13 protein-coding genes are annotated in these 13,186 nt (G+C 38.0%); 12 read left to right on the top strand and 1 reads right to left on the bottom strand.

Annotated elements, in window-relative coordinates:
* Window positions 1–12: 12 nt before the first annotated feature.
* Entirely contained in the window at window positions 13–408 is a 396-nt protein-coding gene (locus IGJ74_RS13685; RefSeq protein WP_223347115.1) for a hypothetical protein, read from the bottom strand.
* Window positions 409–731: 323 nt separating this feature from the next.
* Between IGJ74_RS13685 and IGJ74_RS13680 the strand changes: the two genes are divergently transcribed.
* The 12 genes from IGJ74_RS13680 to IGJ74_RS13625 all read left to right on the top strand — a co-directional run bounded on the left by IGJ74_RS13680 (window position 732) and on the right by IGJ74_RS13625 (window position 13,000).
* On the top strand, window positions 732–1,949 hold the full coding sequence (locus IGJ74_RS13680; RefSeq protein WP_086316472.1) for an accessory Sec system protein translocase subunit SecY2: 1,218 nt from the start codon (window positions 732–734) through the stop codon (window positions 1,947–1,949).
* A gap of 21 nt (window positions 1,950–1,970) precedes the next feature.
* Window positions 1,971–3,572 carry an accessory Sec system protein Asp1 gene (gene asp1, locus IGJ74_RS13675; protein WP_255324174.1) on the top strand — a complete coding sequence of 534 codons (1,602 nt, stop codon included), beginning with the start codon at window positions 1,971–1,973 and terminating at the stop codon, window positions 3,570–3,572.
* Window positions 3,562–5,145, top strand: coding sequence for an accessory Sec system protein Asp2 (gene asp2 / locus IGJ74_RS13670; RefSeq protein WP_218193523.1), 1,584 nt, complete (start codon window positions 3,562–3,564; stop codon window positions 5,143–5,145). The genes asp1 and asp2 overlap by 11 nt, the downstream gene beginning before the upstream one ends.
* 15 nt (window positions 5,146–5,160) lie before the next feature.
* Window positions 5,161–6,066: an accessory Sec system protein Asp3 gene (gene asp3 / locus IGJ74_RS13665; protein WP_225869308.1), complete on the top strand. Its 906-nt coding sequence runs from the start codon at window positions 5,161–5,163 to the stop codon at window positions 6,064–6,066.
* Window positions 6,067–6,082: 16 nt separating this feature from the next.
* Window positions 6,083–7,522, top strand: a complete 1,440-nt coding sequence (locus IGJ74_RS13660) for a glycosyltransferase (RefSeq protein ID WP_016612576.1) — start codon at window positions 6,083–6,085, stop codon at window positions 7,520–7,522.
* Window positions 7,512–8,360: a hypothetical protein gene (locus tag IGJ74_RS13655; protein ID WP_087665023.1), complete on the top strand. Its 849-nt coding sequence runs from the start codon at window positions 7,512–7,514 to the stop codon at window positions 8,358–8,360. The genes IGJ74_RS13660 and IGJ74_RS13655 overlap by 11 nt, the downstream gene beginning before the upstream one ends.
* 7 nt (window positions 8,361–8,367) lie before the next feature.
* Window positions 8,368–8,925, top strand: a complete 558-nt coding sequence (locus tag IGJ74_RS13650) for a hypothetical protein (protein WP_016612578.1) — start codon at window positions 8,368–8,370, stop codon at window positions 8,923–8,925.
* A gap of 58 nt (window positions 8,926–8,983) precedes the next feature.
* Window positions 8,984–9,166: a hypothetical protein gene (locus IGJ74_RS13645; RefSeq protein WP_034872028.1), complete on the top strand. Its 183-nt coding sequence runs from the start codon at window positions 8,984–8,986 to the stop codon at window positions 9,164–9,166.
* Between the two features lie 45 nt (window positions 9,167–9,211).
* Window positions 9,212–10,198 (top strand): helix-turn-helix domain-containing protein, encoded by a 987-nt coding sequence (locus tag IGJ74_RS13640; protein ID WP_016612580.1) that lies wholly within the window; start codon window positions 9,212–9,214, stop codon window positions 10,196–10,198.
* A complete protein-coding gene (locus tag IGJ74_RS13635) occupies window positions 10,195–11,211 on the top strand; it encodes a sugar transferase (protein WP_016612581.1) in 1,017 nt (338 codons plus the stop codon). Before IGJ74_RS13640 ends, IGJ74_RS13635 begins: the two co-directional genes overlap by 4 nt.
* Window positions 11,208–11,591 carry a hypothetical protein gene (locus IGJ74_RS13630; RefSeq protein ID WP_087665022.1) on the top strand — a complete coding sequence of 128 codons (384 nt, stop codon included), beginning with the start codon at window positions 11,208–11,210 and terminating at the stop codon, window positions 11,589–11,591. The genes IGJ74_RS13635 and IGJ74_RS13630 overlap by 4 nt, the downstream gene beginning before the upstream one ends.
* 71 nt (window positions 11,592–11,662) lie before the next feature.
* Window positions 11,663–13,000, top strand: coding sequence for a hypothetical protein (locus IGJ74_RS13625; protein WP_254910631.1), 1,338 nt, complete (start codon window positions 11,663–11,665; stop codon window positions 12,998–13,000).
* Window positions 13,001–13,186 lie beyond the last annotated feature (186 nt).

The raw sequence follows: 13,186 nt of genomic DNA, 5'->3' as shown, positions 1-13,186 counted from the left end.
TGTGGCTTAAGCTTAATCAGCAATGCTTTCTAATTTAGCACGAATCATGACGTCGTCTAGGTCAAAAAGATATTCCCTCATCAAATCATTGGCTTCTAAAAAAAAGACGATCTTTCCCTTCTGAGTAACTAGTTTCATCTTTCTTGATGCAATAAGTGGTTCTTCGTTTTGATCCAGCAGCGCTTCACCAGAACTTGTTACGAAGTGAAGTGAAAACGTATAGGTTTTGGTGCTATCCATATTATAGTAGGGAAATTCACCGTGATAGATGGACTCTTGATCAACTGCTTCCAAAGAGTCATCAGTCCGCAAAACGACAGCTTTTAGGTTTAACTTAGGCGTCGGTTCATTGTCAGGGACCCTAGATTCTGTAGTCGGTGTTTCGTTGACTGTTAAATTTTCTTTCAAAAAAAAGATACCTCCTAAGAGCAAAACGAGAGGTATGATGACTTCAATTAGTTTTTTCATAGTAAAGACCTTCTTTTGGGGGCTATTTCTCAGGAAATTCTCCCTTTTTTTCTTTTCCAATCCTTGTATTTCTCTGATGACTATTTAAAGTGAGTAGTTTTTACTTATTTGAATTTAAAACGATGATACCACAATGACCAACCTCACCTTTTCCTTTTTTTTTTTTATTTCAACAAAAAACAAGTACAAAAGGCAATTTTAAACCTGTTACTATTTTGTTAAACCTTGCAGATTAAAAAAAAGTAAGAAAATTGGAGATGAAAATGAAGAATCAAAAAGAACTCATTCGAAGAATAATCGCGAGCTTTTTCCTTTTGTTCATTGTTGAGATAGGTAAGCATATCCAGGTTCCTTTTTTTATTTCAGAAAAGATACCAGAGGAATCAACTAGTTTGATTCTGAAATTTTTAGCGACATCAACCGGTGGGAATTTTACTGTTCCAACGCTTTTTTCTTTAGGGATGGGCCCGTATATGACTGCCCTGATCATCTGGACAACGATCAGCATGATTGATACAGAAAGTATCGGAAATCTTTCCACCAAACGAATTGGGTATATTCAACGCAGTTTGACTCTTTTATTTGCTATCCTTCAAAGTTGCGCACTGGTTTTAAAATTTCGTTCCTCAATGATTGATCAAAAAGCAATTGGAGGCTCTATTGTCCTGTTGTTTTTAGGAGCAGTTCTTCTTTTGACGGCTGGGGGATTGTTCGTTGCATGGCTAGCTGATATCAACATTGATAAAGGAATTGGAGGTCAAAGTCTGTTTATTGTTCCAGGTTTACTGATGAATATCCCAGCTATGTTAATTTCGGGACAAACAGAATCCGTTCATTTAAGTCAAAACTTTCTTATCGGGTTAGTTATGGTGACCTTAGTTTTTATTTATCTCACACTCTTCCTTTACAATGCAGAATACCGTATCAATATTGAACGGACAGGTATCGACAGTCGCTTTAACAATTCGTATATTCCTATTCGACTTTTACCTGCCGGGGCAATGCCTTTCATGTTTGCAGTAACTGTCTTTTCAATGCCGCAGCTTTTACTATTGAACGAAAAGTGGGGAGACACAGGCTTTTCAAATTTTATTACGACTTACTTTTCCTTTAATAATGTGCGGGGTGTTTTCACTTATGGTCTGATTCTCTATGTTTTAGGTTACGGATTTAGTTTTATAAATGTTCGACCATACGATATAGCCAAAAATCTAAAAGAGACGGGAGATTACATTTTAAATGTTGCTCCTGGTAAACAGACAGAGCGATATATATTGAAGCGTTTATCAACCGTTGCATTACTTGGCAACAGTTATCTTGTGATCGTTTCAATGATTCCCTTATTGATAGGATTGCAAAATCAAATCATTTCCAACTTAGCTTTTTATTTCGGAAGTATTTTTATGTTGATCATCATTTTAGAAACTATCACAAATGAAATACGGTTCCTCTTTTCCAGACATACTTACCGGATTTTTTAGAGGATGTTAGGAGGCAATTTTTTGAATTATTTTATCCCTGATTGGACGACCAGTAGTGGCAATTTAGAAAGTGATTATATGATGAATATCATTCAGCTTTTCAAGAACAATCGAGAACCGTATCACTTATTGTTATTGGAGCATATACCGTTTTTACGTTATCAGATGCATGCATATGAATTAGAAGTAGCGCAAATGACTTCGCTTTATGATCGCTTGCAAGACATTCAAAAAACCAATGGATTTCCCTTAGATGTCGATGACTTACCTCTTGCTCAGAATGTGGAGAAGGTCTATACACCGTTTGGGATCACGCTGATTAAGGAAAATCAACCATTTGGTGAAATTCGGTTCAATTCATTTGGTTTTGCAGAACAGATGTCTATAATGACGGAACCTTATCGACAAATTCTCTTCTTCGATGATCGGGGATTTATTTCTGCAAAATCGTTCCAGAATGACAAAGGAGAACAAGTAAAGAAGATTTATTATAACGAATCGGGAATGGAAAAATGTGTGGAATACTTTGGAGAAAATCCACACGTTGAGCTGGTAAATCCTCGGAAAAGTGGACTAAAGAAAAGTCAGTATCAAAGCATGGATGAACTTCTTTTAGAGATGATGAATCAATTTCAACTGAATCTTGAGCCAGAAGATCAAACAATTTGTTTGACAAATGAGCGGAGTCTACGATTGGTCAAAACGAACGAGGAACGAAAAAGAGTGATCCAGATCGTTTCTGATGCCCACAGACTTTCAACTTGTGCATCAGATGAAAAAGCAGCATTATGGGCTGGCGAAAATAAAATCATTACGGATTCGACTAGTAATCAAACAGCGCTTTTCTCTTTAATGAAACAGTCCGGTGTCAATGACCTATCTCGGATACAGCGCATACCTATTTACACAACTTCTTTTCAGCTGGGCAATAGCAACTCCATTCCCCAGCTGGTTCTTTATTGGAACGCCGGTGAGCTTAACGAAGACGTTCGGAGAATCCATCATCTATTACTGCAAAAAGTTATTCAGAATGATCGTTATGACTTAATTATCGAAACGACGACATTCCAAAGCGAAGTCGTTTTACGAGAAGCACAAAAAGAACTGGTTGATACTCACTTCGGTGTCGATAGTGAATCTGAGGAGTATCAAAAGGTATTAAAATATTTTGAAGCAAAAAAGGCGAAAAAGTTATTTAAAACGGATGAAGAGGCGATTGAAGAGATCCGAGAAAGCAAAAATTGGCGAAATCTAGTAGAGGCAGTTGATGTCAATTTTAGGATTCACTTTCGTTTGGATTCTCATCTCACCACGATTCGTCAGGATTTCAATGAAACACGGTTGTATATTGATTTGTCTGCTGAAGTTGATGTCCAGAAACAAGCACTAGCTGTTAGTGCAGGGATTCCTCAGCTTGTTAGGAAGAAAACCGATTATGTGGATGACCAAAAGAATGGGCAGATCATTGGTCAAATTAGAGAATTAGATGCAGCAATCGCTTTTTACATGGACGATTTAAATAATTGGAACCAAGCATTAGTGGAAAATATTAGTTATATTGAGCGTTTTAGTGAGGAAAATATTATTAAACAATGGAGGGAGTTGCTAGAGGGTGTCGTCTAAACAGATTCAGGTATTTCATGTTGCAGCTGTTTCTTCTGAGGGGCAAAAGCAGCTTTCTCCTTTGTTTGCCTATCAGTGGCTTCCGTTGGCCTATGATTTCAGAAAAGATGAGCAGGAGCTACAGCTGTTTAAGAAAGACAAATATAATACCAAATACCATCGGGCAATTTTTCTTCTAGAGGAAAATGCCGCGATTCTTGAAAATTTGGAATATTTAAAACAATTGCCAGCCTACCAAATATTTTACGAAGAAAATGGGCGGCTATCTTCAGAAGTTCAAGCGCTATTCACATTAAAAGCAGCGAATCCTTTTGATAAAAAGCAGCTAGAAAATGTTTTTCGTACGATCAATGAGCAATTCTCAGCAAAGCAACAAGGATATAAGCTATCTATGGATCACATGAAATTTAATAAAACTGTCCCGTTGCAGATCGTTAAAGAAGGACATGCAGCCTGTCAGGTAAAGGCACAACTGACATCAGACGATCAGCAAATAACTACTTGGAAAATGACTAACCTGATTCCTAAAAACGAACGCACCTGTTTTTATCCGGAGATCGCAGATGTTCAAGGAGAAGTGACATTAAAAATCAAACTCTTTTTCATTAAAGAAAACACGAATCAAGTCATCCAAGTGATTGAGGTCCTTCACGATCAAATCATAAATGGGGAGCCGGTTTACTTCAAATTAGATCAAAATTCATACATCAATGTTTCATTGTATGCCAAAGGAAATCGAGGGCAATTTACGATCGGGCAGATGCACCTGCGAAGAGCAATGGCAGATGAAAGTGTCATGATTCCAGGAGGCGGACGGATTCGGGATGAAGAGAATCTGGGGGGAGAAGTGATCTATTACTTTAATCCGGGAGATTTAAAACCTCCATTAGCGGTTTATTTTTCTGGCTATCGTTCAGCGGAAGGATTTGAAGGCCGTGGGATGATGGGAAGTATGGGCTGTCCGTTTCTGCTGATTGGTGACCCTCGTTTAGAAGGTGGGAATTTCTATCTAGGCAGCCAGAAATTCGAACAAGAAATCGTAGCGATCATCTTAGGGAAACTAGCACTGCTAGGATTTGATAAGTCAGACCTCATTTTATCCGGATTATCGATGGGCACGTTTGGGGCGCTGTATTTTGCTAGCGATTTAAGCCCAAACAGTGTCATCGTGGGAAAACCGTTGACGAATCTTGGTTCCATTGCTCTAAATGAACGCATCAATCGACCAACTGGATTTCCAACCTCATTGGATATGCTGCTTTACAATATTGGGGTTGTTTCAAAAGAAGCGAGCAGTCAATTGAATGAACGGTTCTGGAGCAAATTCAAAAGTGGCGATTATCGGGAGACAACCTTTGCGATCGCCTATATGAAACAAGACGATTACGACATGGAGGCATTTCCAATGTTGTTTGAATTTTTAAAAAATAATTTCCCCATGACTCGTGTTCTATATAAAGGCATGATCGGCCGACATAACGATAATAGTCCTGCCATCAATAATTGGTTTTTGAAACAATACAAAAATATTCTCGTGCATACATTTCACCGCGATATCAAGAAAATATTATAGGGAATGAGGGAGTCGATGAATAGTTTATATCGTATCAAGTGGGGGATCGACTTTAATGACAATTATAATTATGGCGCAAAAATAGCTTATATGCCCTCTGGGGATGTCTTGTACTCTTCTCCTTTGATGCCTCCAGGCGTCAGTATTAAATCTTGGTATTCGAAAACAGAATTTCATATTAGTCGGAAATCACCAATGCTACCAATGTTACTGCCTGGATACAAGTACGAGTTAACACTTCATGCTGCATTCGATCGTAAGGAAGCAGTACAGCTATTGGTGGAATTTTTTGATAAGGATGGTTTTCTCCTTGAAAAACTAGTCTTCGAAACAAACCAAGAATGTTTTCTCTTTCCGCAAGGTGCCACTGATTATCAGATTCATATGGTAAACAAAAAGCATCAAGAGATTCATTTTAAGGAATTGGTTTTATCCACTAAGGAGAATCAAGCATTTGAAGTGGTTCCTATAAATGCAACCACTGGAGCAAACCAAGGCTCAAACATAGCAACCAGCGTTGTTGCGGTTACACCGTTGGTTGAGAAACATGCTGCATTATCGGTCGTATTTGAAAAACAGAACAGCTATGTCAAAGAATATTCACTTTCAGATTTTGAAGCAGGATTGTTTGTTGAACCGGATACTAAGGCTGCATCATCGTATTTGGAAGTATTGCTTGAACAAATCTATCAGCGAAGCGACAGTCCCGAAAAAATCAACCTTAAAATGGGACAAAATTTTTCTTTGCTGGAGTCTTGTTACCACGAAGATTTTTCTGTATTAGCTTTATTATTTGCAAAGCCAAATAAAGAAGCCGAAGCACCCGAGCTTATGGATCGTCTGCAAAAAAAGATCGCACTTAATCAAAGGGCACTAAAAGTTTTAGAGAATGTAAAAGAAAACAGGAAAAAATCAACCTAATAAAGAGGGAGACATCATGAATTTTTTTGTAAATAAAGCAATGGGGATTGGTAATTCTGGTGTGGAACATGCACAGTTCTATCGTGCTGCTTGTTTTGATAGAAAAAATATTCCCTATAAGTATATTTTTATGGAGCTAGTGAAGAATCTCCATGAAGCCATGGCGGCTTGGAAAATACCAGATGATAAAGTCATCTCCATGTGGGAATATTTTGCACTAGAAGGTGATTATTTAAGGCAAGGGGCTAAAGCAGTTTTTACTGCACAACAAGATCTCTTAGTAGATGCTACGAACACACATAGAATCAAAGAAACCATCACGTCATCAGGATTAAAAATCGTTGAGCATATGGAAAAATCTCCTAGTCCAAAAAAGGAAGGCTTACTGCTAGTTTCGGATTATCGGGTAGAGATTTTTGACTATCGAACGAATCAAAGAAAAATCATGTACAGTTATCGAAATGATTCGCATCGAGGAAGAGTAATGACGAATATTCATTTGTTTGCTTTCAAAGGCAAACATCGTTTCTTTAGAAATGAAGTCTTATTGCAGCGATTTTTCTTTAAACAACTGATAGAAGAATTCCCAGAAACCAAAAGTATCATCATTGATCGGGGGGAGGAAAGCGAGGCTGCTTTATATGATCATTGTCCTCCGGAAATCAAATTGATTGAGATCGTTCATGCCGATCATTTATCTGATCGTGACGTAGCTAGCGCACCTCTTTGGAACAATTACTATGAATTTGCTTTGACGCATTTGGAACAAGTCGCTCATATCGTTGTTGCGACAGAATTGCAAAGGCAAGATTTGTTGATCGATTTCCCAAACGAGTCCAAAAAAATTGTGACGATCCCGGTGGGAGGGATTCGCGATGTGACAGAAGATTCATTTGAATTAGGCAAACAACAGGCAGAAAAGTTTGTGACAGTCTCTCGTTTGGCATCCGAAAAGCACATTGATCTTGTGATGCGGGCAATTGCTGCAGCAAAAAAAGAACATCCAACGATCTCTTTAGACATCTATGGTCAAGGGGGAGAAGAAGGTAAGTTAAAAGCAGTGATCAAGGAGTTGAATGCAGAAGAGTACATTCGGTTAAAAGGGCATTCTCATGCAATCAATGAAGTATATCCTGATTATGATGCATTTATCTCTGGTTCTTTTTCAGAAGGTTTCGGATTGACTTATATTGAAGCTTTAAATGCAGGATTGCCAATTGTAACCTTCAAGGCTCGTTTTGGGGCCATGGAGTTGATCAAAGAAGGAGTCAATGGTTATTTGAAAGATTTTTCTAGAACTGATGAAGCTTATACTATTCAGCAACTAACAGATGGCATTCGTCAGTTGACTGCTTCTGATCTGAACCAACTTAAAGCCAATACCCGCAAGTCTGTACGAATGTTTCAAGACGCGATAATTGCAGAGAAATGGAGTGAGTTGATCGATGCATTATGAATTAGTCACCGTGATCCGACCAAATGACCGAATTTGGATGGCACAAAAATCACGAATCAAAGAAGGAAGTCAAGTGTTGTCCATCTCACCGAGTCCAAATTTTCAAGCGATGCTCCAAAAAGAAGCATTGCAGGGAATAAATATTTTAGATCGAGTGACACAGCGCAGTCACGATCCAGAAGCCTTTCTGTTTTTTAACCAAGTACCAACAGCTTACTCTACAGAAGTTTATATGAACGAGGACCGGACCATTTCCTTGATCACTGATGGAGATGAAGTAGGTAAAGTGAGCTTGTATCCTATGACTAGAAGACATGTCAAAGAAGTTCGCTACTTTTATCCTGATGGCACGACAGATTTCATTGAAGAATATGCCGCAGATGGGAAATTATTCTCAACTATTTATTACTGCAATGACCAGGTTCAAGAGATTGCTTTTTTCAATGATCAGCAACAAAGTATTCTGAATTACTATTTTTATCAAGGCACCATCAATTTAGTCACGATTCGTGATACAGAAACATTCAAGGTAACTCAAAAATTTAACACAACACTTGATTTCATTCGTGATCAGTTAGCTTTTCGGTTAACAGAAAATGATACAGTGGGCATTTCATATATGGGGTTAGAATTATTTTCTCTAGCAAAATCCAACTCGACAAATACACTTTATCTGGAAGAATCGCCGCTTGATGGCAAAGGGAATATCAAAGGGAACTTAATGAGTATTTTAGATGACCGCGTTCCTTATATTCATAAGGTAGAAGTCGATCAAAAGAATTATCAGTTGTTGGCAAACAAAAATGTATGCATGGACAAAGTTGTGTTGAAAGGATGAAGACAAAATGAAAAAAATGAAAACCACTGAATTGTATGAGCAAATTATGTTGTTAATAAAAGAGAACAGCGGGTCCATGCTCACTTTTGAGAAGGAACAAGAGGAAGCAAAGAAACTTTTTGCTCATCAAAACGCATTGATTGATCAGCTGATTCAAATCAATCAAGAAATGAAAGCAATGATGAACAAGTCAGAAAACGATATCGATCTAAATGTGATCCAAACATTAAAAAAACAATTCAATGCATCTTTTGAGCAGCAACAGGAGGAGCAAAATAAATTACAAATGATTTATGAGAAGCTCTTTTCTGCTTATGAGGTTGAAAAGCAAATGCTTCGAACCTATTTTTTGAATGAAACCGAGCAGATCATTGAACGGTTAACCTCAACCGTCGAAAGACAAGATAACGATGTGAATCAATTGAGTCAAGAGCTGATTGATGAGCTTCGGGCAGTGGAAGTAGCAGAGGTAGTGAATGAGATAGCTACAAACGAAAATGAACCAGTAGAAAATGTTTCAGAACTGAGTGAATCACTACAACTGGCAGACGATCAGAACCAGTAGATAAACCAGTTTTCTTCATAGTTGTTTGCCGAAAATAAACTGGGAAGAGGTGATTTCGTTGGCGAATAATCAGCTAGAAAAAACGATTCAAGCGGGATTTCAAGAAGAACGAGAAAACGTAAGAAATCACTCAGAAGAAAAGAAAAAGGGCAAAGCGATCACCATCGTGCTTTCCTTAGTTATGTCGATCGTGATCCTTGGATCGTTGGTTTATTCTTTATTGGAAGCATTACAGAAGTAAGAATAAAAATAGGTCCTGCATTTTAGAAAAAAGGATTTGAAAAATATGGAAACTAGATTACTAAGCGTTTGTCGATTAATTAGTACGATCAACCCAGACTTAAAGATACCTGATACATCAGTCGTTGCTGTCAATATTGATCGCGAGAAATTAGAAGAGATACGCAAATGTAAAGGACTATCTGTGAAATCTTTTGAAAGAAAGATTGGGTTATCTCGCTCACGGTACTATAGATGGGTACAATATGAGATCGATTTGCCCTTCGAATTGGTTGTTGGCATCAAGAAAATGTTGAGCATTTCAGATACCGAATTGCTAGACATGTTTGCAATGTCAACAGATGAACAACTTCATCTATTGAGTGTATTGATTTATAGCTCTTTATCAACGAAAGAGGACATGTTTGTTACCTTTATGAAAGTTAGAAAAGAGTTAGAAAAGTTTCGCCCCTCAACTGAGGATAATACGATATTTAAACTCATGTTGGCCTATTCTGACCTCGTATTTGGTTGTATGAACCAGAAAGTCCCGGATGCAAGTTTAGAAATGCTTGAAACATTTTTTCTGGGAACTGATTTTTATACATTATTTGACAGCCTTTTATATTTAGCTACATTACGCATCAAACAGCGCTATGGCTTGCACGCTTCATCTTTAGAAAAACAAATTTTTTTGTTAGAGAGCTGCCTTTTAAAGAAAATAAATTCGACTGATTTTACGGAACTGCGGCCAGTCTTAGTAGGCGCCGTATTAGATTTATCAGAATGTTTGGTAGACATCCAACGCTGTGATGATGCGGTTCAATTACTTCAACATGCAAGTCGTTTAATGGAGGAACATTGGCATATTGATGTCTATAATCAGACAGTTCTAAAACTAGTCAAATATTTGCTGCTTACAAGGAATACTGCACAAGAAGATCCTGCTGTACAACTGTTTTCTAAAAATTTGAAGGGTGCAGAATGGTGCTTACCAAAAGATGAAGTGATGTTTGTGCGGGCAATGATGGAAAAGGAGATGGGACAAGCGTGAATCGGTGGGTGACGACGATCATTGAATCGAATGCAGCAGATTCAGTCAAAAAAGCGAAAGTAGATGTTTTTCACATTGCCAATGGGATGGATTATCAACCTTTATATATTTATCGTTATATCGATGAGAATGAAGATGATTATGCACTTATGTCAAGGATTGATGGCATTACAGCTGGTGTCGCTTATGAAGATATCGTGGTCTATCAATATCCAAGTTATAACGGAGCCCATTTTGACCGAATGTTCTTACAAAGAATGAAACAAAGAGGGATTTACACGAGTTTATTCATCCATGACGCTGAGATGTTACGTGGGAAAGTCGATTTTGATGAATCTGCTCTTTTCAATGAAGCAACAGTATTGATCGTTCATAGCCAAGCTATGCAGACAGCCTTAGTCGAAAGAGGCGTGACACGGAGAATGATCCAAAAACCATTTTTCGACTATCAGCATCAAGATGTTAGTGTCAGTCATGAAAGACCAGAAAAACGAGTTGTCTTTGCAGGAAATTTGGCAAAAACCCGTTTTCTACAGCAGTGGCCCAATCGCACGGAAATTCTTGTATACGGCGATAAAAACGACAGTCATTTTGGTCCGAATGTTCATTATTGTGGTGTTTTTGAGCAAGAAGAATTGGTTCGTAGGATGGAGAAAAATGGTTTCGGACTTGCGTGGGATGATAAGTTGCCTGATGGTGGTGACTACCAACAATATACGAAGTATAATGCACCGCACAAAATCTCGTTGTATCTCTCGTTAGGAATCCCTGTCATTGTATGGAAAGAAGCAGCTATAGCAGAGATGGTACAGAAACTGGAACTTGGCATTACTATCAACGCAATTGAAGACATTGATCATCAATTAAGTGAGTTAACAGATGAAGAGCTGCTGCGGATAAAAAATAATGTTCTTTCATTTAGTTGTTTACTGCAATCAGGAATATTTACTAGAACGGCACTGATGGATTCAGAAGTGAAAATACTCCTAGGCAAAGGAGCAAGTCAAGCATGAAACAATCGATGAGTACAAAGAAGTTATCCGCAATCATTCAAATCAGCGAACTAGATCAGATGTTGACTGATTTGAAACAAGCGATCGAACAACGGGATAGTAAAATTGCGCGATTACAACAAATGATTTTAGAAAAACGACAGTCAGCCATTGGTTATCGCGATTTTATTGTCTTAAAGAATAGCCAAGAAGAATTGAGAGAGTTATGCAAAAAAATTGACTTGCAGCTGGTCAAAGCCAATGAACTTTTACGGCATATACGTAATACAAAAGTAATTTTCAGCGACTTGTTGCTTTTAGAAGCAGAAGTCAACGAACAAATGAGTAAAATTCAGGAACTGTCCAATGCATTCTTTATCCAAGAAGAGGCAGGAAAATAGAGGATGAAATAGCAATAGTGTTATTAGGGAAGCTGTAAGTCATGATAAATAGGGAAGTTAGGGGGATTAGTGTGAACAAAATCATTGCATTAGACATTGATGAATTTCGAGTAGGCGTTGTTGGCTACGGTTATCAAGATGTCAGAAGTTCTGTTTATTCAGAAGTCAAAAAAAATAATCTACAATATCTTTTAGGAAAGAATAATGAACCGATCTACCTAAAAAACAAAGTAGGGAAACGAATACTTCTCGGGGGCAGCGAGAAAGAAATCACTTGGGGACTCGACAAGTTGTATAGTCGACGATCAGAAGCCTATCAAACATTTGGCAATCCGTTGGCAATCCTGGGAGACCAAAAATTTAAGACATATATCAAAACGATACTCTCTTATTTAGTAGCGAAAAGACCCTCACTTTTTACTGAAATTGCAGAGGATTACTTTAGCTGTTCATTATGCCTTGGCGTAGCAACAGAAAGTTTTGACCGGCTTGCTGACATTGAGAGACAACTGGCAGATGAATTCGAGACAGTTGTTGATGGCACGCACTATCAGATCCGCATCGAGCGAGTAAAGCTGATCCCGAAATCTCTGGGCGCAATTTTTGAAAGCAAACGAAATGATATTCATTTGATGTTAGGCGTGGAAGAAATTCTTGCTGGGTTGACCTATGTGATTGAAATCAATGATCATTCTCTCACTTGTGATAGCTACGAAAATGGGGAACTGATCAAAAGTTCAAAAGTCACAGACGGCTTGTTTGAATTGGCAGGCAACGTGGTACAAGCTTATCAAGAAAATGAGGGGGATCCTCCCGCACCTATCTTTGCGCTAGATCATGGCGTCGTTTACGATATGCTTGTCACAGCTAAGAAAAACAATCCATTTGTCGTGACGATCAATGGAGGTCAGACAATAGATTTAACTGAGATCGTTAAAAAAGAGACGACTGCTTTGACAGATCAATTGATTGATTATGTAAACAGTGATCAAGATATTCAATATGCTGATACAATTCTAATCAGAGATATTCCTTCAGAAACGATCAACGAAAATACAGTAAATCAGGCACTCAACAAGATGGGGTTATCTTGTAAAGTGTTTAACAATAAAAATGCTCTTGGCGTGTATCTCTTCGGAGAGTTGTTTTGGAAAAGTCAACTGAATGCTTCGATAGATCACTTTGAGGATAATAGTCCATTTCCAATGAAGCCAGACGGTTTAGAGTCGAAAGTGAATGCAGAACCTTTACCAGTTGAGAAGTCCCTCGAATCTTCAACTAACCAAATTGATTCTGAGCTACCAGAAGCTACCAAGCAAAAGAGTCATCATAGAAGCTTATCTGTAGAAGCAATCTTTGCGGAACAGTCGGAATTGCTTGATTTCTTGATCAGCAACGACAAAGAATAGTCAATTTGGAGAAGGAAACGTGAATTTCGAGCGGATTGCAATAACCATTCCCTTTTTTTCCATGGTTAGTCTTTTGTACTAGATCAGAACATCGGACTTTGCAATAAAGTCTTGTCGTCAATAAGGATTGATATGTTGTACAAAAAACACACTTGGGACTGAAGAATCAATTATGAGTCATCAGTC

It is taken from the genome of Enterococcus sp. AZ009, assembly GCF_050548785.1.
Taxonomy (GTDB): Bacteria; Bacillota; Bacilli; order Lactobacillales; family Enterococcaceae; genus Enterococcus_D; species Enterococcus_D entomosocium.
The sequence above is the reverse complement of the archived record's forward strand: the minus strand, read 5'-3'. Positions and strand labels throughout refer to the sequence as shown.